The following is a 23,530-nucleotide window of genomic DNA, read 5'->3' on the forward strand; positions in this document are numbered from 1 at the left end:
GCGGGTGTCAGCCCTGCGCGCGTTTCACGAGATCCTCGCGTTGCGACAGGTCTTCGACGTTGACCATCCAGTGCACGCCGAAACGGTCCTTCGCCATCCCGAAGCCGAGCGCCCAGAATGTCTTGCCGAACGGCATCGTCACTTCGCCGCCGTCGGCGAGCGCATTGAACAACTTCTGGCCTTCCTCGACCGTCGCCGGGTTCAGCGACAGCGAATAGCCGGCATGCGCGGCGCCGGCCGGCTGGCTGCAGTCGCCGTCCGAGCACATGATCATCGAGTCGCCGATCGTGAAGCTCGCATGCATCACCTTGTCGGCCATCTCGGGCGTGATCGCGTGTTCGGGATTCGGCGGCGCATCCTTGAAGCGCATCTTGAACATCGTCTTCGCGCCGAGCGCCTTTTCGTAGAACTGAAGGGCCTCTTCCGCGCGGCCGTAGAACGTCAGATACGGTTGGACTTGCATCGTTGTCTCCTGTTGACCGGGCCGGCGTGTCGGTGCCGGCGCGGGTACTTCCAAGATTGACCGGGAAGAGCACGCCGGGATGCGGCCGGCGCACTCGTGACGTGGATTGTAGTGCGCGCGTCTGACGATGGAATGAAAAATAAAAACGGCCGCGAACACGCGGTTCGCGGCCGTTCGTCACGCTGCTGACGGCTGTTGTCAGGGTTGCTGACAGTTCAACTGCCGGCCGTCACGTCAGGTGCGGCGTGGTTCAGCGCAGCCCGTCGATCAGCTTTTCGAGCTTCACCGCATCGGCGGCGAACACGCGGATGCCTTCGGACAGCTTTTCGGTCGCCATCGCTTCGTCGTTCAGCTGGAAGCGGAACGACGCCTCGTCGATCGCGACGCGCTCGGTCGGCTTGTCCTGCAGCGCGTCCGGCGACAGCTTGCGCGCCACCGTTTCGGTGCTGTCGTGCAGCTTCTGCAGCAAATCGGGGCTGATCGTCAGCAGGTCGCAGCCCGCGAGCTCGGTGATCTGGCTCGTCGTGCGGAAGCTCGCGCCCATCACTTCGGTGTTGTAGCCGAACGTCTTGTAGTAGGTGTAGATGCGGCGCACCGACTGCACGCCCGGATCGTTCGCACCGCCGTTCTTCGCTTCATCCCAGTCGGCGCCGGCCTGCTTCTTGTACCAGTCGTAGATGCGGCCGACGAACGGCGAGATCAGTTGCGCGCCGGCTTCCGCGCACGCGGCGGCCTGCACGAGCGAGAAAAGCAGGGTCATGTTGCACTTGATCCCTTCCTTCTGCAGCACCTCGGCCGCGCGAATGCCTTCCCACGTCGACGCGAGCTTGATCAGGATGCGCTCGCGGCCGACGCCGGCGGCCTCGTACAGTGCGATGAGTTCGCGACCCTTGTCGATCGAGCGCTGCGTGTCGAACGACAGGCGCGCATCGACCTCGGTCGACACGCGGCCCGGAATCAGCTTCAGGATCTCGGTGCCGAATGCGATCAGCAGGCGGTCGATGATGAAATCGGTGCTTTCGTTGCGATGATCGCGGACGGTTTTCTCGAGGATCGGCTTGTACGCGTCCTTCTGGACGGCCTTCAGGATCAGCGACGGGTTCGTGGTCGCATCCTGCGGCTTGTATTGCGCAAGCTGCTGGAAATCGCCCGTGTCGGCGACGACGGTCGTGTACTGCTTCAGCTGGTCGAGTGCGGTAGTCATGGCGATTCGGAAGAAGGGCGCGGCGCGCCGGGTTCTCACGGGCCGCGCGAGCGCGGCGGCGAAGCGAGGCGGCGCCGGGCGCCGCCTTCGATCCATCATTTTAGGCCCGATTCGTGTCGGGCACGTTTTGGCGGGTCCGGCGCCTGCCGTGGCGGGCGTCGCGCCGCATCACGCGGGGCGACGCGCGTTCAGGATCACCTGCGTGACGATCCCCGCGACGAGGCCCCAGAACGCCGAGCCGATCGACAACAGCGTCAGACCCGACGCGGTGACCATGAACGTGACGAGCGCGGCTTCGCGCTGCTTCACGTCCTGCATCGCGTTCGCGAGCCCGCTCATGATCGAGCCGAACAGCGCGAGCGCGGCGACCGACACGACGAGCGCCTTCGGCAGTGCCGCGAACAGCGCGGCGATCGTCGCGCCGAAGATCCCGGCGATCAGGTAGAACGTGCCGCACCACACGGCGGCCGTGTAGCGCTTCGCGTGATCCTCGTGCGCTTCGGGGCCCGTGCAGATCGCCGCGGTGATCGCCGCGAGGTTCACGCCGTGCGAGCCGAACGGCGCGAGCAGCAGCGACGCGAGGCCGGTGGACGCGATCAGCGGCGACGACGGGGTCGAATAGCCGTCCGCGCGCAGCACCGCGATGCCCGGCACGTTCTGCGACGCCATCGCGACGACGAACAGCGGAATGCCGATGCTGACGATCGACGCGATCGAGAACGCGGGCATCGTGAACACGGGTTGCGCGAGCGCGATGTGGAAGCGGCTGAAGTCGAGCAGCCCGAGGCCGCCGGCCGCCACGGTGCCGACGAGCAGCGTCGTGACGATCGCGTAGCGCGGCGCGAGCCGCTTGACGATCAGGTAGGTGAAGAACATCGCGAGCACGAGCGCGGTCTGGAACTGCGCGGCGCGGAAGATCTCGATGCCGATCTCGAACAGGATGCCCGCGAGCAGGGCGGCAGCGATGCCGGCCGGAATGCGCCGCATCAGCGTGTCGAACAGCCCGCTCAGGCCGACCGCGGTCAGCAGCAGTGCGCACACGACGAACGCGCCGATGGCTTCGGGATACGGTACGCCGGGCAGCGACGCGATCAGCAGCGCGGCGCCGGGCGTCGACCACGCGACCACGACGGGCGCGCGAAAGCGCAGCGACAGGCCGATCGTCGTCAGCGCCATGCCGATCGACAGCGCCCAGATCCACGACGAGATCTGCGCGTCGGTCAGGTGCGCGGCGCGGCCGGCCTGGAACATCAGCACGAGCGAGCTCGTGTAGCCCGTCATCATCGCGACGAAGCCGGCGACGAGCGCCGAGACGGACGTATCGGTGAAAAAGCGGCGGCCGCCGGCGCGGCCAGCGCTCGCGGTGGGCGAAGGGTTCATGCTATCTCCGGGGGAGGCCGCCTGGACGCGGCCTTCGTGTCTGCAGGGTGGGTTCGTTACTTGCTGAGTGCGCGCATCGCGGTTTCGAGGCCCGCGAGCGTGAGCGGGTACATGCGCTGACCGAGCACGTCGCGAATGATCGAGACCGATTGCCGGTATTCCCATAGCCGCTCGGGCTCCGGGTTCAGCCAGGCATGGTGGGGGAACTGGTCGGCGAGGCGGCGCAGCCAGACGGCGCCGGCTTCCGGATTGTTGTATTCGACCGAGCCGCCGGGTTGCAGCACCTCGTACGGGCTCATCGTCGCGTCGCCGACGAAGATCAGCTTGTAGTCGGGCGTGAACTTGTGCAGCACGTCCCACGTCGCGGTGCGCTCCGCGTGGCGGCGGCGGTTGTTCTTCCACAGGTGGTCGTACACGCAGTTGTGGAAGTAGTAGAACTCCAGGTGCTTGAACTCGGCCTTCGCGGCCGAGAACAGCTCCTCGGTGCGCTTGATGTGGTCGTCCATCGAGCCGCCGACGTCGAGCAGCATCAGCACCTTCACGTTGTTGTGGCGCTCGGGCACCATCCGCAGGTCGAGCCAGCCGGCGTTCGCGGCCGTGCTGCGGATCGTGCCGGGCAGGTCGAGCTCCTCGGCCGCGCCTTCGCGCGCGAAGCGGCGCAGGCGCCGCAGCGCGACCTTGATGTTGCGCGTGCCGATCTCGACGGAATCGTCGTAGTCGCGATAGGCGCGCGCTTCCCACACCTTGACCGCGGTGCGGTTGCCGTTCGACGGGCCGCCGATGCGCATGCCTTCGGGGTTGTAGCCGCCGTGCCCGAACGGCGACGTGCCGCCGGTGCCGATCCACTTGTTGCCGCCTTCGTGGCGTTCCTTCTGCTCGTCGAGCAGTTCCTTCAGGCGCTCCATCAGCTTGTCGAGGCCGCCCATCGCTTCGATCTGCGCCTTTTCCTCCGGCGACAGCTCGCGCTCGAGGCGTTTCTCGAGCCAGTCGAGCGGAACGTCGAACGCCTCGGAAGGCAGGGCGGACACGCCGTGGAAATACGCGCCGAACGCCTGGTCGAACTTGTCGAAGTACTGCTCGTCCTTGACGAGCGTCATCCGCGCGAGGAAGTAGAACGCGTCGATCGACGGCGAGATCAGCCCGGCCTTCAGCGATTCGAGCAGCGTCAGGTATTCCTTCACCGAGACGGGCAGCTTGGCTGCGCGCAGCGCGTAGAAGAAATTGAGCAGCATGGCCGGGCCTTCGCGGGTGGGTTACCGGTTGTGCCGGTTCATGTAGACGAGCCGCTCGAGCAGGCTCAGATCCTGCTCGTTCTTCAGCAGCGCGCCCGCGAGCGGCGGCACGATCTGCTTCGCGTCGACGCCGCGCAGCGCGTCGGCCGGGATGTTCTCGGCGAGCAGCAGCTTCAGCCAGTCGAGCAGCTCGGACGTCGACGGCTTCTTCTTCAGCCCCGACACGGCGCGCAGCTCGAAGAAGCTCTCGAGCGCCGCGCGCAGCAGTTCCTCGCGGATGTCCGGGAAGTGGACCGCGACGATCTGCTGCATCGTCGACGGATCGGGAAACTGGATGTAGTGGAAGAAGCAGCGGCGCAGGAATGCGTCGGGCAGCTCCTTCTCGTTGTTCGACGTGATGATCACGAGCGGGCGGTGCTTCGCGCGCACGGTCTCGCGCGTCTCGTACACGTGGAATTCCATCCGGTCGAGCTCGCGCAGCAGGTCGTTCGGGAATTCGATGTCGGCCTTGTCGATCTCGTCGATCAGCAGCACGCTCGGGTGCTCGGCGTCGAACGCCTGCCACAGCACGCCCTTCACGATGTAGTTCGCGATGTCCTTCACGCGCGCGTCGCCGAGCTGCGAGTCGCGCAGCCGCGACACGGCGTCGTATTCGTACAGGCCCTGCTGCGCCTTCGTCGTCGACTTGATGTGCCACTGCAGCAGCGGCATGTCGAGCGCGGCCGCCACTTCCTCGGCGAGCATGGTCTTGCCGGTGCCGGGCTCGCCCTTGATCAGCAGCGGGCGCTGCAGCGTCAGCGCGGCATTGACCGCGAGCTTCAGGTCGTCGGTGGCGACGTAGTGCGAGGATCCTTCGAAACGCATGGCGGCGCTCTTTCCTGGTCGCAAAAAAACCCAGTATAAGTCAGAAGGGCTGTCCGGTTGGGCCGGGGCCGCGTATCGTTGCGGGGCTGCGGCGGGGCGGACCGGGGCGCCGTATGGACGCATTCCCCGCCGACGCGGTACAATCTGGCCGTTTTTTTTGGCCTGCGTGGCGACCGACAAGCAAAACGGCGCGGGCCGTTGCCGCTTCGGCGCCAGTTTCCCCTCAAGCTAGGTTACAAGAGCTATGAACAAATTCGTCGGCAAACACGTCGTTGTCGCAGCGCTCGTGGCGCTCGCGGGCAGCGCGCAGGCGGCCGGTGTGGTCGGCAACCCGAAGGACGGGGCAAGCAAGGCCGCCATGTGTATCGGTTGCCACGGCATCCAGGATTACCGCGCGGCGTATCCGGAGGTCTACCGGGTGCCCGTCCTCGGCGGCCAGAACCAGCAATACCTCGAGAACGCGCTGAAGGCCTACCGCAAGAAAGATCGTCACTTCCCGTCGATGAACGCGATCGCCGGTTCGCTGACGGACCAGGACATCGCGGATCTGGCGGCTTACTACGCCGTCCAGAAGGCCGACACGAAGGACAATCCCTACAAGTAAAGCGCGCGCCGCCGATCTGACCGGCGGGACAGGAGCATTCATGAACAACGCATTCAAGACGGCGGCGGTTGCACTGGCGGCCGGCCTCGCGATCGGTACCGCGCATGCGGCGGACACCACGAAGGGCAAGGAGCTGGTCGAGTCGCACAACTGCGCGGCCTGCCACGGCGCGCAGCTGAACAAGCCGATCAACGCAGAATATCCGCGCCTCGCGGGCCAGCACGCCGACTACCTCGTGTGGGCGATGCGCCAGTACCAGATGGGGCTGACGAACCCGCTGCTCGGTCGCAACAACGCGATCATGCAGGCGCAGGTGCAGAACCTGTCGGTCAGCGACATGAAGGACATCGCGGCCTACATCGAGTCGCTTAAAGAGACGGATCTCGTCTTCAAGAAGTAAGCGCGCCGGACCTTGCCGGTCCGTGCAGCCGGAATACCCCGCCGCGGCGGGGTATTTTTTTGTCCGCGGCGCTCAGTCGCGCGACGCGCGGCGCAGGATGCGCTGCAGGTACGCGTCCGTATCGGGCGGCGTGCCGGTGCGCTGCGCTTCCCAGATCGTCTCGCCGAGGCACTCCATGATCATGTGCTGCGCCTCGTGGGTCGAGTCGAGCTTCGCGGCCAGCTTGTCGTGCGCGGCGCGAATGCCGGGCGGCTGGTCGATCGACAGCTGCTCGCTGATCGCGAGGTGCATCGACAGATGCAGGAACGGGTTCGTGCGGCCTTCCTCGGGCGTGTAGTTGCGCGCGGCGGCGCCGTCGGCGTCCGCGAGGTCGTCGTGGTATTCCGGATGCTCGACGATCCAGTCGGCTGCCATCGCTTCCAGCGGCGTCAGGATCTCGCCGGCGCGCTGCTTGCGCCAGGTCTCGGTGAAAAAGCGACGGACTTCGTCGCGACTCGGATTGAACATGGTGGGGAAACGTCGTGATTCGGGCGGCGTCATGCCGCGTCGCGCATTGTACGCCGGGTCGGCGCGCGGCGCTGGCGGCGGGTGGGGCCGGCGGGGCGCTTGCGGCGCGCAGCGGATGCATCGGGCACATCAGGCATATCAGGCATATCAGGCATATCGGGAGATCGGGAGATCGGGCATCGGGCATCGGGCCGATAGGTGCGGGCCGGCGCGGCGCCGGCCGCCGCGCAACGGGTAAGCGCGGGCTAGGCTGCCGGCCGCCGCGCCGCTACACTCCGACGATTCCCGTCGTCGCGCTCGCACCGCTCCATCATGTCCGCCACCGTCCGCTCATCGTCCGCCGCGCTACAGGGCGCGCTCTATGTCGCGTTGTCCGCCGCCGCCTTCGGCGCGATGGCGATCTTCGGCCGCTATGCGTATGCGGCCGGCGTCGACGTGCTCGGGCTGCTGATCGTGCGCTTCGCGATCGGCGGCGCGATCCTTGCCGCGATCGCGCGGCACCGCCGCGTCGCATGGCCGCGCGGCCGCACGCTCGCGCCGCTCGTGGCGATGGGGGCGCTCGGCTACGTCGGGCAGTCGTTCTGCTATTTCAGTGCGCTCCAGCATGCGCAGGCGAGCCTCGTCGCATTGCTGCTGTACCTGTATCCGGCCTTTGTCACGCTGCTGGCCGCATGGTGGCTCGGCGAGCGCCTCACGCGCGCGAAGGCGGTCGCGCTCGTGCTCTGCGTCGCGGGCTCCGCGCTGATGGTCGGCGGCGGCCACGGCGAGCCGCTCGGCATCGCGCTCGCGCTGGCCGCCGCGGTGATCTATTCGCTGTACATCGTCGGCGGCACGAAGGCGACGCGCGGCGTCGATCCGCTCGCGACGACCGCCGTCATCTGCCTGTCGGCGACCGCGACGCTCGTCGCGATCGCGATCGTGCGGACCGCGGCGTTCGGTGCGCCGCCGCGCTGGCCGGCGACGGCTGCCGGCTGGGCGTCGATGCTCGCGATCGCCTTGGTGTCGACGGTCGCCGCGATGCTCGCGTTCTTCGCCGGGCTCGAGCGGCTGGGGGCCGCGCGCACGTCGATGCTGTCGACGCTCGAGCCGGTCGTGACGGTCGCGCTCGCGGCGCTGCTGTTCGGCGAGGCGCTGTCGCCGTTGCAGTGGATCGGCGGCGTCGCGATCCTCGCGGCCGTGCTCGCGCTCGTGCGCGCGGGCGGCGCGGCGGCCGACGACGCGACGGCGACGTCCAACGCATAGCAGGGCAGGGACAAGCCGCGGGCGCCGCAATGGCGTCCGCTGGTCGTGCCGCGCGCTGCCCGCGCGCACGAGCGGCACGAGCGGCCGCGTGCAGTGCGTCAGCCGCGGCTGACGCTCACTCGTTCGGCGGCGGCGTCTTCGGCCGGAATTCGCACAGCGGCTCGATCACGCAGTGCCAGCATTCGGGCTTGCGCGCCTTGCACACATAGCGTCCGTGCAGGATCAGCCAGTGATGCGCGTCCTGCAGGAATTCCTTCGGCGTGAACTTCTCGAGCGCGGCCTCCACGGCCCGCACGTCCTTGCCCGGCGCGAGCCCCGTGCGGTTCGCGACGCGGAAGATGTGCGTGTCGACCGCGATCGTCGGCTGGCCGAACGCAGTGTTCAGCACGACGTTCGCGGTCTTGCGGCCGACGCCTGGCAGGCTCTCGAGCGCTTCGCGATCGGCCGGCACCTCGCCGTCGTAGCGCTCGAGCAGGATGTTGCACGTCGCGATCACGTTCTTGGCCTTGGTGCGGTACAGGCCGATCGTCTTGATGTAGTCGGCGACGCCTTCTTCACCGAGCGCGACGATTTGTCGCGGGGTGTTCGCGACCGGGAACATCTTGCGCATCGCCTTGTTGACCGACACGTCGGTCGCCTGCGCGGACAGCATCACCGCGATCAGCAACTCGAACGGCGTCGTGTATTCGAGCTCGGTGGTCGGATGCGGATTGAGGCTTTGCAGCGTTTCGTAGATCGCGCGTCGTTTCGTGGCGTTCATGGACGGTTCTTGTCGGGCGGCGCGGACGGGCCGTTCCGGTCGTCGTGGTTCGGATCGTCGCGGGTGTCGCCGGCGGCCTCGGCGTCGCGCTGCGCCTGCTGTTCGGCGAGCCGCTTGCGGCGGGCTTCGGCCGCGTCGATCTGCGCCTGCACGGCCGCGCTCACGCCTTCGGTGTTCTTCGGCCCGGCGCCTTGCCCGGACAGTTCTTCCTTCTTCTTGCGTGCGCGTTCGAGCGCGGCGGCGATGATCGCGCGCTTCTTCGCGTCGGCGTCGTCGGCCGGGGCAGCGCCCGGTGCGCCCGGCTGTTCCGCGGCCGGCGCAGCCTTGGCCGCGCCGGCGCCGGCGCTGGCCGCGCGGCGGGCGGCGGCGCGCGCCTCGGCGGCCTCGCGTTCGCGACGCTGGCGCGCGAGCCGGCGGTCGTGGCGCTCGCGCGCGGCGTCCGCCTGTTCCTGCGACCACGCGTCCCAGCCGGTGCGCTCGTCGGTCACGGGGACCATCGCGATGCAGTCGACCGGGCAGGGCGGTACGCACAGGTCGCAGCCCGTGCACAGCGATTCGACGATCGTGTGCATCTGTTTCGGTGCGCCGATGATCGCGTCGACCGGGCACGCCTGCATGCACAGCGTGCAGCCGATGCACAGGCTTTCGTCGATGAACGCGACGGCGCGCGGATGCTCGGCGCCGTTGACGGGATTCAGCGGGATCACGGGCTTGCCGAGCAGGCGCGCGAGGCGTGCGATGCCTTCGGCGCCGCCGGGCGGGCACTGGTTGTAGTTCGCGTCGCCGGCGGCGATCGCTTCGGCGTACGGACGGCAGCCGTTATAGCCGCACTTCGTGCATTGCGTCTGGGGAAGCAGATCTTCGATGCGATCCGCGAGGGTCTTGGAATCAGTCACGGTGACAACGGGCGCAGCAGCGCCGAATGGCTCTCGGCCGCGTCTGGCGCGGCCGGAAAGGTTTGCCAAACCTTGATTATCGCCGATTTCCCGCATTGCGCTGGACGCTGTCTGTGCGCATAATCGAACCGCTTTTTTGCAGGGGCTCAGCAGGAGGGCGGCCGCATGCGGCGCGCTCGTTCCAGGGCAGCCGGCGCCGAGGCGGTGGGGGTGCCGGTCCGGATCAGGATCACGCGGCTCACATAGCAAAACGCCACCATGAATCAGCCAAAAATCAAAAGAGATCCTGAAGGTACACGCCGCCGCATCCTGATGGCGGCAGCCGAAGAGTTCGCGGGTGGAGGGCTGTTCGGCGCACGTGTCGACCAGATCGCGCGCCGGGCCGAGACCAACGAGCGCATGCTCTATTACTACTTCGGCAGCAAGGAGCAGCTGTTTACGGCCGTGCTCGAACACGCGTTCTCCGCGCTGACCGAGGCCGAGCGCGTGCTCGACCTGGATGGCGTGGCGCCCGTCGAGGCCGTCACGCGGCTCGCGCATTTCGTGTGGGACTACTACCGCGATCATCCCGAGCTGCTGCGGCTCATCAACAACGAGAACCTGCACGAAGCGCGCTACCTGCACAAGTCGACGCGGATCCGCGAGATGATGTCGCCGATCGTCGCGAAGCTCGGCAACGTGCTGATGCGCGGCCAGAAAGCCGGGCTGTTCCGCAGCGACGTCGATCCGCTGCGCTTCTACGTGACGCTGTCGGGGCTCGGCTATTACATCGTGTCGAACCGCTTCACGCTCGCCGCGACGCTCGGCCGCGACTTCAGCGAAGCCGACGAGCGCGCGGAGATGGTCAGGATGAACACCGAGTTGCTGCTCGCGTATCTGCTGCGGCGCTGAGTCGACGAACCGTCGAACCGACGCGCCGATGAACCGACGCGTCGATGAATCGATGAGTCGCCGCGAGCGCGACCGCCGGATAAAAAAACGCCGCCGTGCGCAAGCACCGGCGGCGTTTTTGCGTCGGGACGCGGTGCGTCAGGCGGCCTTGCGCGCCCGCGCGGGCTTGGCGCGCGTGCTGCCTGCGCGTTTCGCGGCAGGTGCGGCCTTCGCGACGGCCGTCCTGGCGGGTGCGACCGTCACGGCCGGCGCTTTCGGGCGAGTGCGCTTCGCGGCGGTGGCGCGCGCCGTCGTTTCAGGCTGCGGCGTGGCGGCCGGCACGGCGCCGATCGTGGTCGCGTCCTGTGCATCGGGAGGCAACTTCGTCGTGCCGTTCTTCGGTTCCGGCGCATGCTCGCGGATGAAGTCGCGCAACTGCGGATAGATGATCGTGCGCCAGCGGCGGCCCGAAAAGATCCCGTAGTGACCGCACTTCTCGGCGGTCAGGCTGCGGCGGTCGTCCTGCGGGATGCCCGTGCACAGCTCATGCGCGACGTGCGTCTGGCCGCTGCCCGAGATGTCGTCGAGTTCACCCTCGATCGTCATCAGCGCGGTGTGCTTGATGTCCTGCGGACGCACGCGCTCGCCTGCGACATCCCACGTGCCTTCCGCGAGCCGGAATTCCTGGAACACGACGCGGATCGTCTCGAGGTAGTACTCGGCCGCCATGTCGAGCACCGCGTTGTACTCGTCGTAGAAGCGGCGGTGCGCCTCGGCGTCGTCCTCGTCGCCGCGCAGCAGGCTCTGGTAGAAGTCCCAGTGCGATTGCGCGTGACGTTCCGGGTTCATCGCGACGAAGCCCGTGTGCTGCAGGAAGCCCGGATACACGTGGCGGCCTTCGCCCGGATAGTTCGCGGGCACCGTGTGGATCACGTTGTTCTCGAACCACGCGGTCGAGTGTTGCGTAGCCAGCGAATTCACCGACGTCGGGCTGCGGCGCGCGTCGATCGGGCCGCCCATCATCGTCATCGTGAGCGGCGTGTCCTCGCCGCGGCTCGCCATCAGCGAGATTGCCGCGAGCACCGGCACGGTCGGCTGGCACACGGAGATCACGTGCAGGTTGCGCGCGCCGATGTGGCGGATGAATTCCTGGATGTACGCGATGTAGTCGTGCAGGTGGAACGGGCCGACCTCGACCGGCACCATCCGCGCATCGATCCAGTCGGTGATGTACACCTTGTGATCCTGCAGCAGCGTGCGCACGGTGTCGCGCAGCAGCGTCGAGTGGTGGCCCGACAGCGGCGCGCAGACCAGCACGACCGGCTCGTCCTTCAGCTGCGTGACGGCATCGGCGTCGTCCGAATAGCGCTTGAAACGCAGCAGCCGGCAGAACGGCTTCTCGATGATCGTCTGCTCGACGATCGGGATGTTGTGGCCGTCCTTGACGATCTGGTGAATGTTGAATTCGGGCTTCTCGTAATCCTTGCCGAGCCGGTACATCAGTTCGTACGCGGCGGCCATCCGCGGCGCGCCGGGCATCAGCGAGAACGGGCTGGACGGATTGGCGAACGACTTGGAGGCGGCCTGGGCCCAGGCCGTGAGCGGGCTCAGCATCGCCCGCTGGAATTCGTGCAGTTGGTAAAGCATGCAGACTACTCCCGCTTGGGGGACGGTGCGCAGGGGCGTGTGGCGTCGCGGCGTGCCGTGTGGGTCAGCGACCGGCCATGTTGCAGTGCGGCCGGACAATCGAGTCGATCATATCGGACAACGATCAATGTTGCAATGCAACATTTTTCCGATTTTTCATCAAACGTTTGCGAATTGACGATCTCTGAAGAAGCCGCTCCACCCCCGGTCAGCGCCCCGTCGCCACGGCCGGCGCCGGCTGGCCGGCCGCGCGCGCCATCGCTTCTTCGTGGTGCATCAGGTTCATCGCGGTATGCACGAGCGCCACGTGCGAGAACGCCTGCGGGAAATTGCCGACGAGCCGGCCATCGACCGGATCGTATTCCTCGGCGAGCAGCCCGAGGTCGTTCGACAGCGCGAGCAGCCGGCTGAACAGCCGGTGCGCGTCGTCGATCCGGCCGAGCAGCGCGTAGTTGTCGACCAGCCAGAAGCTGCACGCGAGGAACGTGCCTTCGCCCGGCGGCAGGCCGTCGTCGTACTCGGTCGTGCGGTAGCGCATCACGAGGCCGTCGTGCAGCAATTCCCGCTCGATCGCGTCGACCGTGCCGACGATGCGCGGGTCTTCCGGCGGCAGGAAGCCGAGCAGCGGCAGCAGCAGCACGCTCGCGTCGAGCTCGTCGCTGCCGTAGCTCTGGGCAAACGCCTGTTTGCCTTCATGCCATGCGTTGTCGCACACGTCCGCGTGGATCCGGTCGCGCAGCGCGCGCCAGCGGTCGAGCGACGCGGGCAGCCGGAACATCTCCGCCGACTTGATCGCGCGGTCGAACGCGACCCACGCCATCACCTTCGAGAACGTGAAGTGGCGGCGGCCGCCGCGCGTCTCCCAGATGCCCTCGTCGGGTTCCCGCCAGATCTTCTCGAGATGGTCGAGCAGCGAGCACTGGACGGACCACACCGTGTCGTCGGCCTGCAGGCCGCCCACGCGCGCGAGGTGCAGCGCGGCCATCACTTCGCCGAACACGTCGAGCTGGAGCTGGTTCGCGGCGCCGTTGCCGACGCGCACCGGTTTCGAATCCTGGTAGCCGGGCAGCCAGTCGAGCTCCATTTCCGGCAGCCGGCGCTCGCCCGCGATCCCGTACATGATCTGGATCTGCTCGGGCGAGCCGGCCATCACGCGGCCGAGCCACGTGCGCCACGCGCGCGCCTCGTCGTAATAGCCGCCGCGCATCAGCGCGAGCAGCGTGATCGTCGCGTCGCGCAGCCAGCAGTAGCGGTAGTCCCAGTTGCGGTTGCCGCCGATCTTCTCGGGCAGCGACGTGGTCGGCGCCGCGACGATGCCGCCGGTCGGCTCGTACGCGAGCGCCTTCAGCGTGATCAGCGAACGGCGCACGGCGGCCGCGTAGCGGCCCTGCACCTGGCAGCGGCCCGACCATTCGAGCCAGTAGTTCTCGGTGCGCGCGAGCATCGACAGCGGATCGCGCGCGGGCGGCAGCCGCAGGTGCGACGCCGCATAGCTGAGCGAAAACGGCACACGTTCGTCGGCGCTCACCGTGAATTCCGCGAGCGTATGGAGGTTCTTGCCGGTGAGCGGCACCGGCGTGCGCAGCACGACGGTATCGGGGCCGGCGATCGCCTTCATGCCGTCCTCGCGCGTCAGCTGCGTGACCCACGGGATCGAGAAACCGTAGTCGAAGCGCAACACCAGTTCCATGCGCATCTTCATCGTGCCGTGGCGGCCGACGACGATCCGCACCAGTTCGGACCAGCCGTTGCCGGGCGGCATGAAGTCGATCACGGTGACCGCGCCGTCGGCGCTTTCGTAGTCGGTTTCGAGGATCAGCGTGTCGCCGCGATAGCGGCGCGTCGTGTGCGTGATCGCGGCGTCGGCGGCCGGCGCGAGCAGCCAGCGGCCGTGCTCGGGCGTGCCGACCAGCGCCGCGAAACAGGCGCCCGAATCGAAGCGGGGCCAGCACAGCCAGTCGACGGAGCCGTCTTTCGAGATCAGCGCGGCAGTGTGGCCGTCGCCGACGAGGGCGTAGTCTTCGATCAGGGCGGGCATGGGCAAGCGGTCCTTGGATATTCGAGTTCACGATGCAGGGCTGCGGCGCCCGGGCTTCACGCGCCGGCGTCGCGCCCCGTATACTCGCCCGGGCGGCGGAGCGCATGAACGGCCGGCGTTTCGTCCTATCTCAACACTTGAAGCGACTCGATGCAAGGAGGATTCAATGCCCAACCGTTTACGCGAGCGTGACGCGCGCGCTTCGACACGAGGGTTCCCGCTTAGGTTCGCTCACTGGATGAAAGGTTTCGCGCTCGTGCTTTCCTTGTCCGCGACCCACGCCTTCGCACAACAATCGCCGGCACCGGCCGACGGCGTCTACAACCTGCTCGTCGGCACCTATACGGGGCACGGCAGCGACGGGATCTACGTGTACCGCTTCGATACGAAAACGGGCAGCATCGCGCCCGTGTCGTCGGCGAAGACCGTGAATCCGTCCTACCTGTTGCCGAGCCGCGACGGTCGCACCGTCTACGCGGTCAACGAACTGCCCGGCGACAACGGGCCAGCCGCGCAGCGCGGCGGCATCAGCGCGTTCGGCTTCGATCCGAAGACGGGGGCGCTCACGTTCATCGACCGCGTGTCGTCGGAAGGGAACGATCCTTGCTATCTCGCGCTGTCACCGGACGGCAAGTACCTCGTCACGGCCAACTACTCGGTCGCGGCCGATCCGGGCGGCAGCTTCGCCGTGTTCCCGATCCGCGACGGCGGCGCGGCCGGCCCGGCCGTGCTGACGGTGCATCACGAGGGCACGGGGCCCGTGAAGGGGCGCCAGGATGGCGCGCACGTGCACTCGACAGTGTTCTCCCCCGACGGCCGCTACCTGTTCGTGCAGGACCTCGGCGCGGACAAGCTCTACGGCTACCGCTACACGGTGGACGGCAGCCGCGGGCTGATCAGCCCGACCGACACGCGCTACACGCCGGTGAAGGCCGGCTCCGGCCCGCGTCACATGGTATTCGGCGCCGACGGCCGGTTCGCGTACGTGACGAGCGAACTCAACGCGTCGGTCGAGGTGTTCGGCTACCGCGACGGCAAGCTGACGCCGGTCGAGACGCTGCCGATGACGGTGCCGGGCTTCAAGGGCAAGGTCGGCGGCGGCGCGCTCCACCTGTCGCCGGACGGCCGCTTCCTGTACGCGAGCAATCGCGGCGACGTGAACGAAATCGTGATCTACGCGGTGAACCAGGCCGACGGCCGGCTGAAGACCGTCGGGCGCCAGTCGAGCCTCGGCAGGACGCCGCGTGAATTCCTGATCGATCCGACCGGCAAGTGGCTGATCGTCGGCAACCAGGACAGCGACACGTTCTACGTGTTCAGCCGCGACGTCCAAACGGGGCAGCTCGGCGCGAATCCGCAGAAGGTCGTGGTCGGCAGCCCGGTCGACTTCAAGCTGGTGCCGGCGGCGCTGTAAATCGCCGTCCATCAAAAAAGGGCGCTGCCGAGGCAGCGCCCTTGTTCGTCCGGGCGGCCGCTTGCGCGGGGCGCCCGGATCGATCGTCGGCGGCCGTGCTGCCGCCATGCTCAGTCGGCCGCCGCCGGCACGAGCACCTCGCGGCTGCCGTTGATGCCCATCGGCGACACCAGTCCGGCCGCCTCCATCTGCTCGACGAGGCGCGCGGCGCGGTTGTAGCCGATGCGCAACTGGCGCTGCACCGACGAGATCGACGCGCGCCGCGTGCGCACGACGAACGCGACCGCTTCGTCGTACAGCGGATCGGCTTCCGCATCCGGCGCTTCGCCGAACAGGTCCTGCGTCGCACCGTCGGCGGCCGGGCCGTCGAGAATTCCTTCCTCGTACTGCGGCTCGCCGAACTGCTTCAGGTATTCGACGATCCGGTGCACTTCCTCGTCCGCGACGAACGCGCCGTGCACGCGCTGCGGGTAGCCCGTGCCCGGCGGCAGGAACAGCATGTCGCCCTGGCCGAGCAGCGATTCGGCACCCATCTGGTCGAGGATCGTGCGCGAGTCGATCTTCGACGACACCTGGAATGCGACGCGCGTCGGGATGTTCGCCTTGATGAGGCCGGTGATCACGTCGACGGACGGGCGCTGGGTCGCGAGGATCAGGTGGATGCCGGCCGCGCGCGCCTTTTGCGCGAGACGGGCGATCAGCTCCTCGATCTTCTTGCCGGCGACCATCATCAGGTCGGCCAGCTCGTCGATCACGACGACGATCAGCGGCAGCTTCGACAGCGGCTCGGGATCGTCGGGCGTCAGCGAGAACGGGTTGCCGATCTTCTTTTCCTTCGCCTCCGCGTCGCGGATCTTCTGGTTGAAGCCCGCGAGATTGCGCACGCCGACGGCCGACATCAGCCGGTAGCGTTTCTCCATTTCACCGACGCACCAGTTCAGTGCGTTCGCCGCGAGCTTCATGTCGGTGACGACCGGCGCGAGCAGGTGCGGGATGCCTTCGTAGACCGACAGCTCGAGCATCTTCGGATCGATCATGATCAGCCGCACGTCCTCGGGCGTCGCCTTGTACAGCAGCGACAGGATCATCGCGTTGATCGCGACCGACTTGCCCGAACCCGTCGTGCCGGCGACCAGCATGTGCGGCGCCTTCGCGAGATCGGTGACGACCGGGTGGCCGGTGATGTCCTTGCCCATCGCGATCGTCAGCTGCGACGCCGAATGCTGGTACTGGCGCGACTCGAGGATTTCCGACAGGCGGATCATCTGGCGTTTCGCGTTCGGTAGCTCGAGGCCCATGCAGGTCTTGCCGGGAATCGTCTCGACGACGCGGATCGACGTGAGGCCGAGGCCGCGCGACAGGTCCTTCATCAGGCCGACGATCTGGCTGCCGCGCACGCCGAGCGCGGGTTCGATCTCGAAGCGCGTGATCACCGGGCCGGCCGATGCGCCGACCACCGTCACCGGCACCTTGAACTCCTGCAGGCGCTGCTCGATGACCTGGGCCGTCTGCGCGAGGTGTTCCTCGGTGATCGTTTCGACGTCGTCGGACGCGGGCTCGAGCAGGTCGAGCGTCGGCAACTCCACGTTGAACGACGCGGGTGCGTGGAATTCGAACGCGTTCGGGCGCGGCTGGCGCGCGGGCGCGGTCGATGCGTCGGCGGCCGGGGCGCCCGATTCCGCCGGTGCCGGCGGCACGGTGGCCGCGGGAGGCGTTGCGGTCGGAAGCGGCACGGTCGTGGCGGCCGGGATCGTGATGCCGGTTGTCGTGGGCGTCGTGCCGATGTCGGACATCGACCAACTCGCCGGCGCAGCGGCGGGAGCCGGCGGGGTCGTGAACGACGGGGCCTGCGGCAGCGGTGCGGACGCGATGGATTGCGCCGGTGTCGCCGTGTCGACGGATCCGCCCGGCACGGAGTAGGTCGGCAATGCCGAGACCGACGGGGGCGCGGAAGTCGGCGACGCGGCCGGTGCCGTCGCGGCCGGGGCAGCGGCGAAGGAGGCTGGCGCGCCATTTGTCGCGGCAGGCGTGGCGCCGAACGCGGCGGGCGCGGCAACGGCGACCGTGTTCATCGGGGCGAGTGCGCCGGAAGACGGTGTCGGGGCGATGGCAGTGGCAGCGACAGGCGCGGCGCCGGTTGTCGTCTGCGTCGCTCCAGTCGTCGCGGCCGGCACACCGAATGCCGAACCGTCAGGCATGCGGGTGGTCGATGCTGCCGAAGGCGTCGCCGATGCGGTCGACGCTGCGGCCAATGCGCTGCCCGACGAGGCGAAAGACGCGGCGGCAGGCGACACCGGCGTGCGTTGCACAGGTTGCGATCCGGTTGCGCTGAAGGACGTGCCAGTAGATGCAGGCGCCGTGGCGGCTGCCACGGTCGGCGCGGATGCGAAAGGCTGCGCGGTGGCCGGGCCGGAAGCGCCCGCCGCAGACGTCAGGGCGGAAGCCGCAGCCGCTGCGTTTTGCGCGGCCGCAAAAGGTTGTGCCGTTGTCATGCCGGCAAACGCAGGCGCTGCGGCGACAGGCGTGCTGTTCGGCGTGTTCGCGGGCACCGGCGCGGCAGAACCGGATGCGCTGCCGACGGGCGACGACGCGTCAGCTGCCGAGGTCGTCTGCGCACCAGCGAAGGGCTCAGCGGACAACGGCTTCGACCATGATGCGGAGGAGGCAGCGGCGTCGACGGACGCAGGTTGCATGGCCGCGGCGGCCGGTGTCACCGTTGCCGCCGCCGCCGCCGCCGCCGGTGCCGGTGGCGTGGCGCGTTGCATGCCTGCAGGCAACGGAGCGGTTTCGCTACCGTGCTTTGCTGCCGCGTGCCAGACCGTTCCCGTCACGGCGCCGGCCGGTGCCGTGTTCGACGCGGCCGAGGCTGCCGTCGTCGCTGCTGCGACGGGCACTGCATCGGCACGCGGCTGCGTCGGCGTTGCCGCGATCGACGAAGCGGAGAGGGGAGGCGGCGTGACCGGCTGGACCGGCTTCACGACATCCTGCGTCGCGTGCGCGTGTTCTTCAGCGACGACCGATACGGCGGTATCGGCAAGCGCCGGAGCTTGCGATTGGACCTGGCCGGCAATTCCGGCGGCCGTTGCCGCATCCTTCGCATCGACGGTGCGGCCCGTGGCGCTCACGGTCGACGTGACAGCGGCCGAAGGCGTACCGACCGCTGCGCTCGCGGCCACCGACTCATCCGCGTCCGACGGTGGTGCGGCAATCGGGCTTTCATGCGGCGCGCCGAGCCTGGAAACCGGCGGGCTGACGATGTCTTCCCAAGGCGCAAAGTCGATCGGGGCATCGAATGCCGGCGCGGCTGGTGCATCGGCGCCATGCCGATGCTCGCGGTCCGCGTGACGCGTCGGCGCATCGGTTTCGACGCCAGGATCCGGCATGGCATGCCGCACGGCCTCGTCGAACACCGGAGTACCCGTATCGACAGCAGGCACGCGCACGCCCGGCTCGGCCGGCATGAACGCATCCAGCACGATCGGTGAGTCGTCGGATGGCGTCACGGCCTCGTCGAATGCCACGCCATCCGTATCGACAGCAGGCACGCGCATGCTCGGCTCCGCCGGCATGAATGCATCCAGCACGATCGGTGCGTCGTCATAGGCCGGCGCGGCTTCGTGCGCGTCCGGACGGACTGCGTCGCGGGGCGAGGCCTGATGCGCGTCCGCAACGATTCCGGCCGGTACGGCCGTCGACGCCGACGCGGCGACGCTGCCCGCCGCTGCAACCGCGCCGGCCACGGTCGCCGCGGCGGCCGGTGCCGACGACACATCGGCCTGCCGCACACCGTCCAGCGTCGCCCACTGCGCGGTACTGGCTTCGATCGAGCGCAGCGTGTCGTGAACGCTCGGTGCCGGCGTGATCGGCTCCGCGGGCTGTTGCACCCACGCGTAGAGCGGCGCGCGTGCCGGGGCCGGCGGCGCGGGGCGGCGTCGTGCGGCGTCCGGCGACTGGCCGGCGGCGCCGACGCCCGTCACCGGGCGGGCGGGCGTGCGCGGCGGCGTCGCGGCGGCCGGGCGCGGCGTGACCGCGGTGCGCGGCGCGGCCGGTTGCTTCAGCGCGGCTGCGGCCGGTCGCGCGGCGGTCGGTTGCGGCCGAACGGGCTCGAACCCGGCCGGCAGCGGGGCCGGACTCGGGCGCGGCACCTGGCTGTTCGCGGCGGCGCGCGCGAGGCTGGCGGTGCTGCCGGTCGTCGGGGGCGGCATGGCGCTCGTCGCGCCCGGTGCGGGCGGCGGCGGCATGCGATTGGCCGACGTTGGCTTCAGCCAGCCCGTCGGCGCGACCGGCTCGGCGAGCGGACGCGGCGCGGGCTTGCTGCGCGGCTTCGGCCGCGCCTGCGGATCGGGCTTCCACAACGTCGGGCGCGAATACCGGCCGTTTTGCCGCGGCGCCATCGAGTTGACGGTATGGGCGGTGGTCGGCTGCACGATGTCGTCGTCGCGATGCAGCGCGCTGCGCGGCAGGTCGGCAACGCCGCGCACGTCGTCGTCGTCGACGTCGCGCGCGAGCTTGACGCCGAACGACGTGTCGACCCACGCGGCGAACTGCCGCCAGCCGATGCCGGTCAGCCACGGCAGGCCCGCGAAGAACAGCACGACCATCGCGACCGGCGTGCCGATCGGGCCGAGCACATGCGCGAAGCCGTTCGAGAACGCGTGGCCGAGCGCATTCGAGTCGGGGCCCGACAGCGGGCTCGTCAGCGCGCAGGTCGCGACGAACACGGCCGCGAAGCCGAGCCACAGGCGAATCGAGCCGCGGCCGGCGAGTCCGCCGCCGCCGGGCAGCATCGCCTGAACGAGACGCCAGATGAGAAGGAGGAACCAGACGGCGGAGATGCCGAACCAGCCGAAGACAACCGTGTGCATGCTTTGATGAAACAGGAAGAGGGCGGGGAGCGCGGTGCGCGACCCGCCGAGTTTAACCGGCCGACGAACAGGACTCTAAGGCAGTTTGAAGGCGTCGAAGCGCTTCCAGGCCGCGGGACGCATGCGTCCGGGATCCGCGCGCGGCGAAGGCGGCCGATCGGCCTTCGCCCGCGCGCTGCATCAGGGGCTCCGGCGCGTGAAGGTCAGCGTCGCGCCGGCTTCGGTCACGATCTGCAACTGCTGCGGCTCGCGCATCTGCACGCCGGTCTTCCCGATGTGCGCGAGCGCATCGAGGTACGCGTGCTCGAGCTGGCCGCCGAGCGTGTTCGTGCATGCCATGCGCGTGCCGGCGAGCGGCCCGAAGCTCAGCAGGCCGTTCTTCAGCGCATAGGTTCCCGTATAGCGGTTGCAGCCCGAAAAGCCGCTGGCGCGCCGGACGCCCGCTTCGGTGGACAGCGCGAGCTTGATCGGCTCGCCGTTGTCGCCGTGCGGAATCGTGCGCGGCGTGCCGTCGGCGTTCACCCAACTCGTGAGTTCCCAGCTCGTGTCGTCGAGCAGCTGGACGGCGGCGGGGTTGTACGGGTCGGGTGCGGGGGCGGCGGAATCGGGGTGGGTCGGCATCGCGCAGGCGGCGAGAAGCGTGGCAAGCGTCAACGCGCAGAGCGGCGCGCGCAGCGGGCGAAGCAGGCCGGTGCGTGCGCGTGCGGCGGCGGACAGGTGGGACATGAGCCTCGTTCCTCATCGGATTCTGATCAAGGCGTAAGAGTAACGCACCCGCCCCGCGCGAGGCGAGCCGACACTTCGCGCGTGAAAACGTTCGCAATCCGCCCGCGAGCCTCGCGCTGCGGGGGGCGATGCGACGAAACCGGCCGGACCGGCGCGGGTGCGCGTGAGGTGTGCGTCGGGTGTGCGTGTTAACATCGAAGCCGTTTTCGTCCTCCAACAGAACCAGCGGGAAATCACATGCAGATCGGTCAGCGGCTCGGTACGCCGCTCTCACCCTCGGCCACGCGCGTCATGCTGCTCGGCGCGGGCGAACTCGGCAAGGAAGTCATCATCGCGTTGCAGCGGCTCGGCGTCGAAGTCGTCGCGGTCGACCGCTATCCGGACGCACCGGGCCATCAGGTCGCGCATCGCGCGCACGTGATCGACATGACCGACGCCGCCGCGCTGCGCGCGGTCGTCGAGGCCGAGCGTCCGCACCTGATCGTGCCGGAGATCGAGGCGATCGCAACCGATGCGCTCGCGGCGATCGAGGCGGCCGGCCTGGCCGAGGTGATCCCGACCGCACGCGCGACGCAGCTCACGATGAACCGCGAAGGCATCCGCCGTCTCGCGGCCGAGGAACTCGGGCTGGCAACTTCGCCGTACGCGTTCGCCGATTCGTTCGACGCATTCAGCGCGGCCGTCGCGAAGATCGGCATGCCGTGCGTCGTGAAGCCGGTGATGTCGTCGTCGGGCAAGGGACAGTCGGTCGTGCGGACCGAGGCCGACGTGAAGCCCGCCTGGGACTACGCGATGGCGGGCGGCCGCGTGAACCACGGCCGCGTGATCGTCGAGGGTTTCGTCGATTTCGACTACGAGATCACGCAGCTGACCGTGCGCGCGATCGACCCCGCGACGCTCGAGACGCGCACCTACTTCTGCGAGCCGGTCGGGCACGTGCAGGTGGCGGGCGACTACGTCGAATCGTGGCAGCCGCAGCCGATGAGCGCCGTCGCGCTGGAAAAGTCGCGCGAGATCGCGCACAAGGTGACCGAGGCGCTCGGCGGGCGCGGGCTGTTCGGCGTCGAGCTGTTCGTGCGCGGCGACGAAGTCTGGTTCTCCGAGGTGAGCCCGCGGCCGCACGACACCGGCCTCGTCACGCTCGCGTCGCAGCGCCAGTCGGAGTTCGAACTGCACGCGCGCGCGATTCTCGGGCTGCCGGTCGATCCGGCGCTCGGCTCGCCGGCCGCGTCCGCGGTGATCTACGGCGGGCTCGACGAGCGCGGTATCGCGTTCGAGGGCGTGCGCGACGCGCTGGCCGTGCCGGGCGCCGACCTGCGCCTGTTCGGCAAACCGGAAAGCTTCGCGAAGCGGCGCATGGGCGTCGCGCTCGCGACCGGCGCGACCGTCGACGAAGCCCGCGAACGCGCGAAGCGCGCCGCGGCGGCCGTGCGGCCCGTGTCGGCACGCTGACCGGACCAGGAGAGCGCGATGGCGTCGACATGGCAGCGGATCGGACGGCTCGGCAAGCTGGGCGCCGCGCTGGCGCTGGTCGCGAGTCTCGCGGGGTGCGGCCTCGCGGCCGCGCCGTGCCGGGTCGCATCGGCCGGGCTGAAGATCGTGCCGCTCGTCGGCCACGTCGCGGCCGCGCCGACCGACGCGTGCGCCGACGTCATCGATCCCTGACGGGCGAACCCTCGATCCCTAACCAACGACAATCGCGCGTCCCGCGAGGGCGCGCTTCCACCCGTCTCGTGAGAGGAACTGCATGATTCGTCACACCCTTGCCGCGCTCGCGCTGGCCGGCACCGCCGTTTCCGTCGCGCAGGCCGCGCAACTGACCGTCGAGGAGATCGACGCCGATGCGCGCGTGCAGACCCTCTATCAGTGCGCGAACCAGAAACAGCCCGTACGCGTGTCGTACTGGCGCGCGGGCAACGGCCAGAGCTTCGCACTGGTGCCGGTCAACGGGCAGCAGCTGCTGTTCGTCGATACCGTTTCGGCGTCGGGCGCGCGTTACCAGGCCGGACGCTATACCTGGTGGACGAAGGGCAAGGAAGGGACGCTGCGCGACGAGATCGCCGACCAGAACGCGGCACCGCTGCTGAGCGACTGCGTGCAGGTCGAGAAGAAGAAAAAGAAGAAGGGTTGAACGCGGCGCGCGATCGGCTGCGCCGCGCGGGCGTGCCGGTTGCCGCGATCGGTGCGGGCAGCCGGGTTCGACCTCTGACCGGAAGGTGGCGCCGGCGGCGCCCGGGCTCGCCGGCCGCCGGCTGATTCCTCGCGGCAGATGCCCGAGATTCGACCCCGTATTTCCACCATCAGCCGATCGAGATAGCCCGATCGCACGACGCATCCGCCCCGCGCCGGCCTGCCGGCGCACGCCGCGAGCCGCCGCCGGGGCCGTTCGCGGCGTTGTCACGGACAGATTGCTGCGCA

19 protein-coding genes and 2 pseudogenes are annotated in these 23,530 nt (G+C 68.8%); 8 read left to right on the plus strand and 13 right to left on the minus strand.

What is annotated here, in order from left to right:
• Nucleotides 1-7: 7 nt before the first annotated feature.
• The 5 genes from DIE12_RS14065 to DIE12_RS14085 form a co-directional block, all read right to left on the minus strand.
• The gene (locus tag DIE12_RS14065) at nucleotides 8-463 is read right to left on the minus strand and encodes a VOC family protein (protein WP_124487186.1); all 456 of its coding nucleotides are present in this window, start codon (nucleotides 461-463) and stop codon (nucleotides 8-10) included.
• Between the two features lie 250 nt (nucleotides 464-713).
• Nucleotides 714-1,667 carry a transaldolase gene (tal, locus tag DIE12_RS14070; RefSeq protein WP_044846440.1) on the minus strand — a complete coding sequence of 318 codons (954 nt, stop codon included), beginning with the start codon at nucleotides 1,665-1,667 and terminating at the stop codon, nucleotides 714-716.
• Between the two features lie 168 nt (nucleotides 1,668-1,835).
• Nucleotides 1,836-3,047, minus strand: a complete 1,212-nt coding sequence (locus DIE12_RS14075; RefSeq protein WP_044846441.1) for a benzoate/H(+) symporter BenE family transporter — start codon at nucleotides 3,045-3,047, stop codon at nucleotides 1,836-1,838.
• A gap of 56 nt (nucleotides 3,048-3,103) precedes the next feature.
• Nucleotides 3,104-4,279: a VWA domain-containing protein gene (locus tag DIE12_RS14080; protein WP_124521601.1), complete on the minus strand. Its 1,176-nt coding sequence runs from the start codon at nucleotides 4,277-4,279 to the stop codon at nucleotides 3,104-3,106.
• Between the two features lie 21 nt (nucleotides 4,280-4,300).
• Entirely contained in the window at nucleotides 4,301-5,143 is an 843-nt protein-coding gene (locus tag DIE12_RS14085) for a MoxR family ATPase (RefSeq protein ID WP_124487188.1), read from the minus strand.
• A gap of 244 nt (nucleotides 5,144-5,387) precedes the next feature.
• Here DIE12_RS14085 and DIE12_RS14090 point away from each other — a divergent pair, with 244 nt between their 5' ends.
• Together DIE12_RS14090 and DIE12_RS14095 are read left to right on the plus strand one after the other, a co-directional pair.
• Nucleotides 5,388-5,747 carry a c-type cytochrome gene (locus DIE12_RS14090; RefSeq protein WP_011352793.1) on the plus strand — a complete coding sequence of 120 codons (360 nt, stop codon included), beginning with the start codon at nucleotides 5,388-5,390 and terminating at the stop codon, nucleotides 5,745-5,747.
• Nucleotides 5,748-5,787: 40 nt separating this feature from the next.
• Nucleotides 5,788-6,147: a cytochrome c gene (locus DIE12_RS14095; protein ID WP_011885615.1), complete on the plus strand. Its 360-nt coding sequence runs from the start codon at nucleotides 5,788-5,790 to the stop codon at nucleotides 6,145-6,147.
• Between the two features lie 72 nt (nucleotides 6,148-6,219).
• Here the strand turns inward: DIE12_RS14095 and DIE12_RS14100 are convergent, their stop codons facing one another.
• Nucleotides 6,220-6,687, minus strand: coding sequence for a DUF1841 family protein (locus tag DIE12_RS14100; protein ID WP_374692714.1), 468 nt, complete (start codon nucleotides 6,685-6,687; stop codon nucleotides 6,220-6,222).
• 279 nt (nucleotides 6,688-6,966) lie between these two features.
• Here DIE12_RS14100 and DIE12_RS14105 point away from each other — a divergent pair, with 279 nt between their 5' ends.
• On the plus strand, nucleotides 6,967-7,896 hold the full coding sequence (locus DIE12_RS14105) for a DMT family transporter (RefSeq protein ID WP_124487189.1): 930 nt from the start codon (nucleotides 6,967-6,969) through the stop codon (nucleotides 7,894-7,896).
• Nucleotides 7,897-8,011: 115 nt separating this feature from the next.
• On the opposite strand, the gene nth is transcribed toward DIE12_RS14105, so the two are convergent.
• Complete coding sequence (gene nth / locus DIE12_RS14110; RefSeq protein ID WP_124487190.1) at nucleotides 8,012-8,656, minus strand: endonuclease III; 645 nt, start codon at nucleotides 8,654-8,656, stop codon at nucleotides 8,012-8,014.
• Nucleotides 8,653-9,648 (minus strand): electron transport complex subunit RsxB, encoded by a 996-nt coding sequence (gene rsxB / locus DIE12_RS14115; RefSeq protein WP_124521603.1) that lies wholly within the window; start codon nucleotides 9,646-9,648, stop codon nucleotides 8,653-8,655. The genes nth and rsxB overlap by 4 nt, the downstream gene beginning before the upstream one ends.
• A 162-nt stretch (nucleotides 9,649-9,810) precedes the next feature.
• Here rsxB and DIE12_RS14120 point away from each other — a divergent pair, with 162 nt between their 5' ends.
• Complete coding sequence (locus DIE12_RS14120; protein WP_044849194.1) at nucleotides 9,811-10,443, plus strand: TetR family transcriptional regulator; 633 nt, start codon at nucleotides 9,811-9,813, stop codon at nucleotides 10,441-10,443.
• Nucleotides 10,444-10,581: 138 nt separating this feature from the next.
• Here DIE12_RS14120 and DIE12_RS14125 read toward each other — a convergent pair whose 3' ends face one another.
• Both DIE12_RS14125 and DIE12_RS14135 read right to left on the minus strand, forming a co-directional pair.
• The gene (locus DIE12_RS14125; protein ID WP_124487192.1) at nucleotides 10,582-12,069 is read right to left on the minus strand and encodes a polyhydroxyalkanoate depolymerase; all 1,488 of its coding nucleotides are present in this window, start codon (nucleotides 12,067-12,069) and stop codon (nucleotides 10,582-10,584) included.
• A gap of 208 nt (nucleotides 12,070-12,277) precedes the next feature.
• Nucleotides 12,278-14,107 carry a glycoside hydrolase family 15 protein gene (locus DIE12_RS14135; RefSeq protein WP_044849192.1) on the minus strand — a complete coding sequence of 610 codons (1,830 nt, stop codon included), beginning with the start codon at nucleotides 14,105-14,107 and terminating at the stop codon, nucleotides 12,278-12,280.
• 166 nt (nucleotides 14,108-14,273) lie between these two features.
• Between DIE12_RS14135 and DIE12_RS14145 the strand changes: the two genes are divergently transcribed.
• The gene (locus DIE12_RS14145) at nucleotides 14,274-15,521 is read left to right on the plus strand and encodes a lactonase family protein (RefSeq protein ID WP_124521605.1); all 1,248 of its coding nucleotides are present in this window, start codon (nucleotides 14,274-14,276) and stop codon (nucleotides 15,519-15,521) included.
• A gap of 110 nt (nucleotides 15,522-15,631) precedes the next feature.
• Here the strand turns inward: DIE12_RS14145 and DIE12_RS39050 are convergent.
• From DIE12_RS39050 to DIE12_RS14155, 3 genes and pseudogenes are all read right to left on the minus strand, one after another.
• Nucleotides 15,632-17,878 (minus strand): annotated as a pseudogene (locus DIE12_RS39050) (DNA translocase FtsK); the annotation flags it as partial.
• Between the two features lie 1,194 nt (nucleotides 17,879-19,072).
• Nucleotides 19,073-20,386, minus strand: a pseudogene (locus DIE12_RS39055) (DNA translocase FtsK); the annotation flags it as partial.
• A gap of 180 nt (nucleotides 20,387-20,566) precedes the next feature.
• A complete protein-coding gene (locus DIE12_RS14155) occupies nucleotides 20,567-21,112 on the minus strand; it encodes an META domain-containing protein (protein WP_124487195.1) in 546 nt (181 codons plus the stop codon).
• Nucleotides 21,113-21,349: 237 nt separating this feature from the next.
• Here DIE12_RS14155 and purT point away from each other — a divergent pair, with 237 nt between their 5' ends.
• The 3 genes from purT to DIE12_RS14170 all read left to right on the plus strand — a co-directional run bounded on the left by purT (nucleotide 21,350) and on the right by DIE12_RS14170 (nucleotide 23,243).
• Nucleotides 21,350-22,564 carry a formate-dependent phosphoribosylglycinamide formyltransferase gene (gene purT, locus DIE12_RS14160; protein WP_044844728.1) on the plus strand — a complete coding sequence of 405 codons (1,215 nt, stop codon included), beginning with the start codon at nucleotides 21,350-21,352 and terminating at the stop codon, nucleotides 22,562-22,564.
• 18 nt (nucleotides 22,565-22,582) lie between these two features.
• A complete protein-coding gene (locus DIE12_RS14165; protein WP_044844727.1) occupies nucleotides 22,583-22,777 on the plus strand; it encodes a DUF6726 family protein in 195 nt (64 codons plus the stop codon).
• Between the two features lie 82 nt (nucleotides 22,778-22,859).
• A complete protein-coding gene (locus DIE12_RS14170) occupies nucleotides 22,860-23,243 on the plus strand; it encodes an MliC family protein (RefSeq protein ID WP_124522465.1) in 384 nt (127 codons plus the stop codon).
• Nucleotides 23,244-23,530 lie beyond the last annotated feature (287 nt).

It is taken from the genome of Burkholderia sp. Bp9015, from assembly GCF_003853505.1.
In the GTDB taxonomy this organism is placed as follows: Bacteria; Pseudomonadota; Gammaproteobacteria; order Burkholderiales; family Burkholderiaceae; genus Burkholderia.

Excerpts from the sequence above, each read along its gene's own strand:
- DIE12_RS14065 (WP_124487186.1), bottom strand. The coding sequence starts at position 463 with ATGCAAGTCCAACCGTATCTGACGTTCTACGGCCGCGCGGAAGAGGCC.
- tal (WP_044846440.1), bottom strand. The coding sequence starts at position 1,667 with ATGACTACCGCACTCGACCAGCTGAAGCAGTACACGACCGTCGTCGCC.
- DIE12_RS14075 (WP_044846441.1), bottom strand. The coding sequence starts at position 3,047 with ATGAACCCTTCGCCCACCGCGAGCGCTGGCCGCGCCGGCGGCCGCCGC.
- DIE12_RS14080 (WP_124521601.1), bottom strand. The coding sequence starts at position 4,279 with ATGCTGCTCAATTTCTTCTACGCGCTGCGCGCAGCCAAGCTGCCCGTC.
- DIE12_RS14085 (WP_124487188.1), bottom strand. The coding sequence starts at position 5,143 with ATGCGTTTCGAAGGATCCTCGCACTACGTCGCCACCGACGACCTGAAG.
- DIE12_RS14090 (WP_011352793.1), top strand. The coding sequence starts at position 5,388 with ATGAACAAATTCGTCGGCAAACACGTCGTTGTCGCAGCGCTCGTGGCG.
- DIE12_RS14095 (WP_011885615.1), top strand. The coding sequence starts at position 5,788 with ATGAACAACGCATTCAAGACGGCGGCGGTTGCACTGGCGGCCGGCCTC.
- DIE12_RS14100 (WP_374692714.1), bottom strand. The coding sequence starts at position 6,687 with ATGACGCCGCCCGAATCACGACGTTTCCCCACCATGTTCAATCCGAGT.
- DIE12_RS14105 (WP_124487189.1), top strand. The coding sequence starts at position 6,967 with ATGTCCGCCACCGTCCGCTCATCGTCCGCCGCGCTACAGGGCGCGCTC.
- nth (WP_124487190.1), bottom strand. The coding sequence starts at position 8,656 with ATGAACGCCACGAAACGACGCGCGATCTACGAAACGCTGCAAAGCCTC.
- rsxB (WP_124521603.1), bottom strand. The coding sequence starts at position 9,648 with ATGCGGGAAATCGGCGATAATCAAGGTTTGGCAAACCTTTCCGGCCGC.
- DIE12_RS14120 (WP_044849194.1), top strand. The coding sequence starts at position 9,811 with ATGAATCAGCCAAAAATCAAAAGAGATCCTGAAGGTACACGCCGCCGC.
- DIE12_RS14125 (WP_124487192.1), bottom strand. The coding sequence starts at position 12,069 with ATGCTTTACCAACTGCACGAATTCCAGCGGGCGATGCTGAGCCCGCTC.
- DIE12_RS14135 (WP_044849192.1), bottom strand. The coding sequence starts at position 14,107 with ATGCCCGCCCTGATCGAAGACTACGCCCTCGTCGGCGACGGCCACACT.
- DIE12_RS14145 (WP_124521605.1), top strand. The coding sequence starts at position 14,274 with ATGCCCAACCGTTTACGCGAGCGTGACGCGCGCGCTTCGACACGAGGG.
- DIE12_RS14155 (WP_124487195.1), bottom strand. The coding sequence starts at position 21,112 with ATGTCCCACCTGTCCGCCGCCGCACGCGCACGCACCGGCCTGCTTCGC.
- purT (WP_044844728.1), top strand. The coding sequence starts at position 21,350 with ATGCAGATCGGTCAGCGGCTCGGTACGCCGCTCTCACCCTCGGCCACG.
- DIE12_RS14165 (WP_044844727.1), top strand. The coding sequence starts at position 22,583 with ATGGCGTCGACATGGCAGCGGATCGGACGGCTCGGCAAGCTGGGCGCC.
- DIE12_RS14170 (WP_124522465.1), top strand. The coding sequence starts at position 22,860 with ATGATTCGTCACACCCTTGCCGCGCTCGCGCTGGCCGGCACCGCCGTT.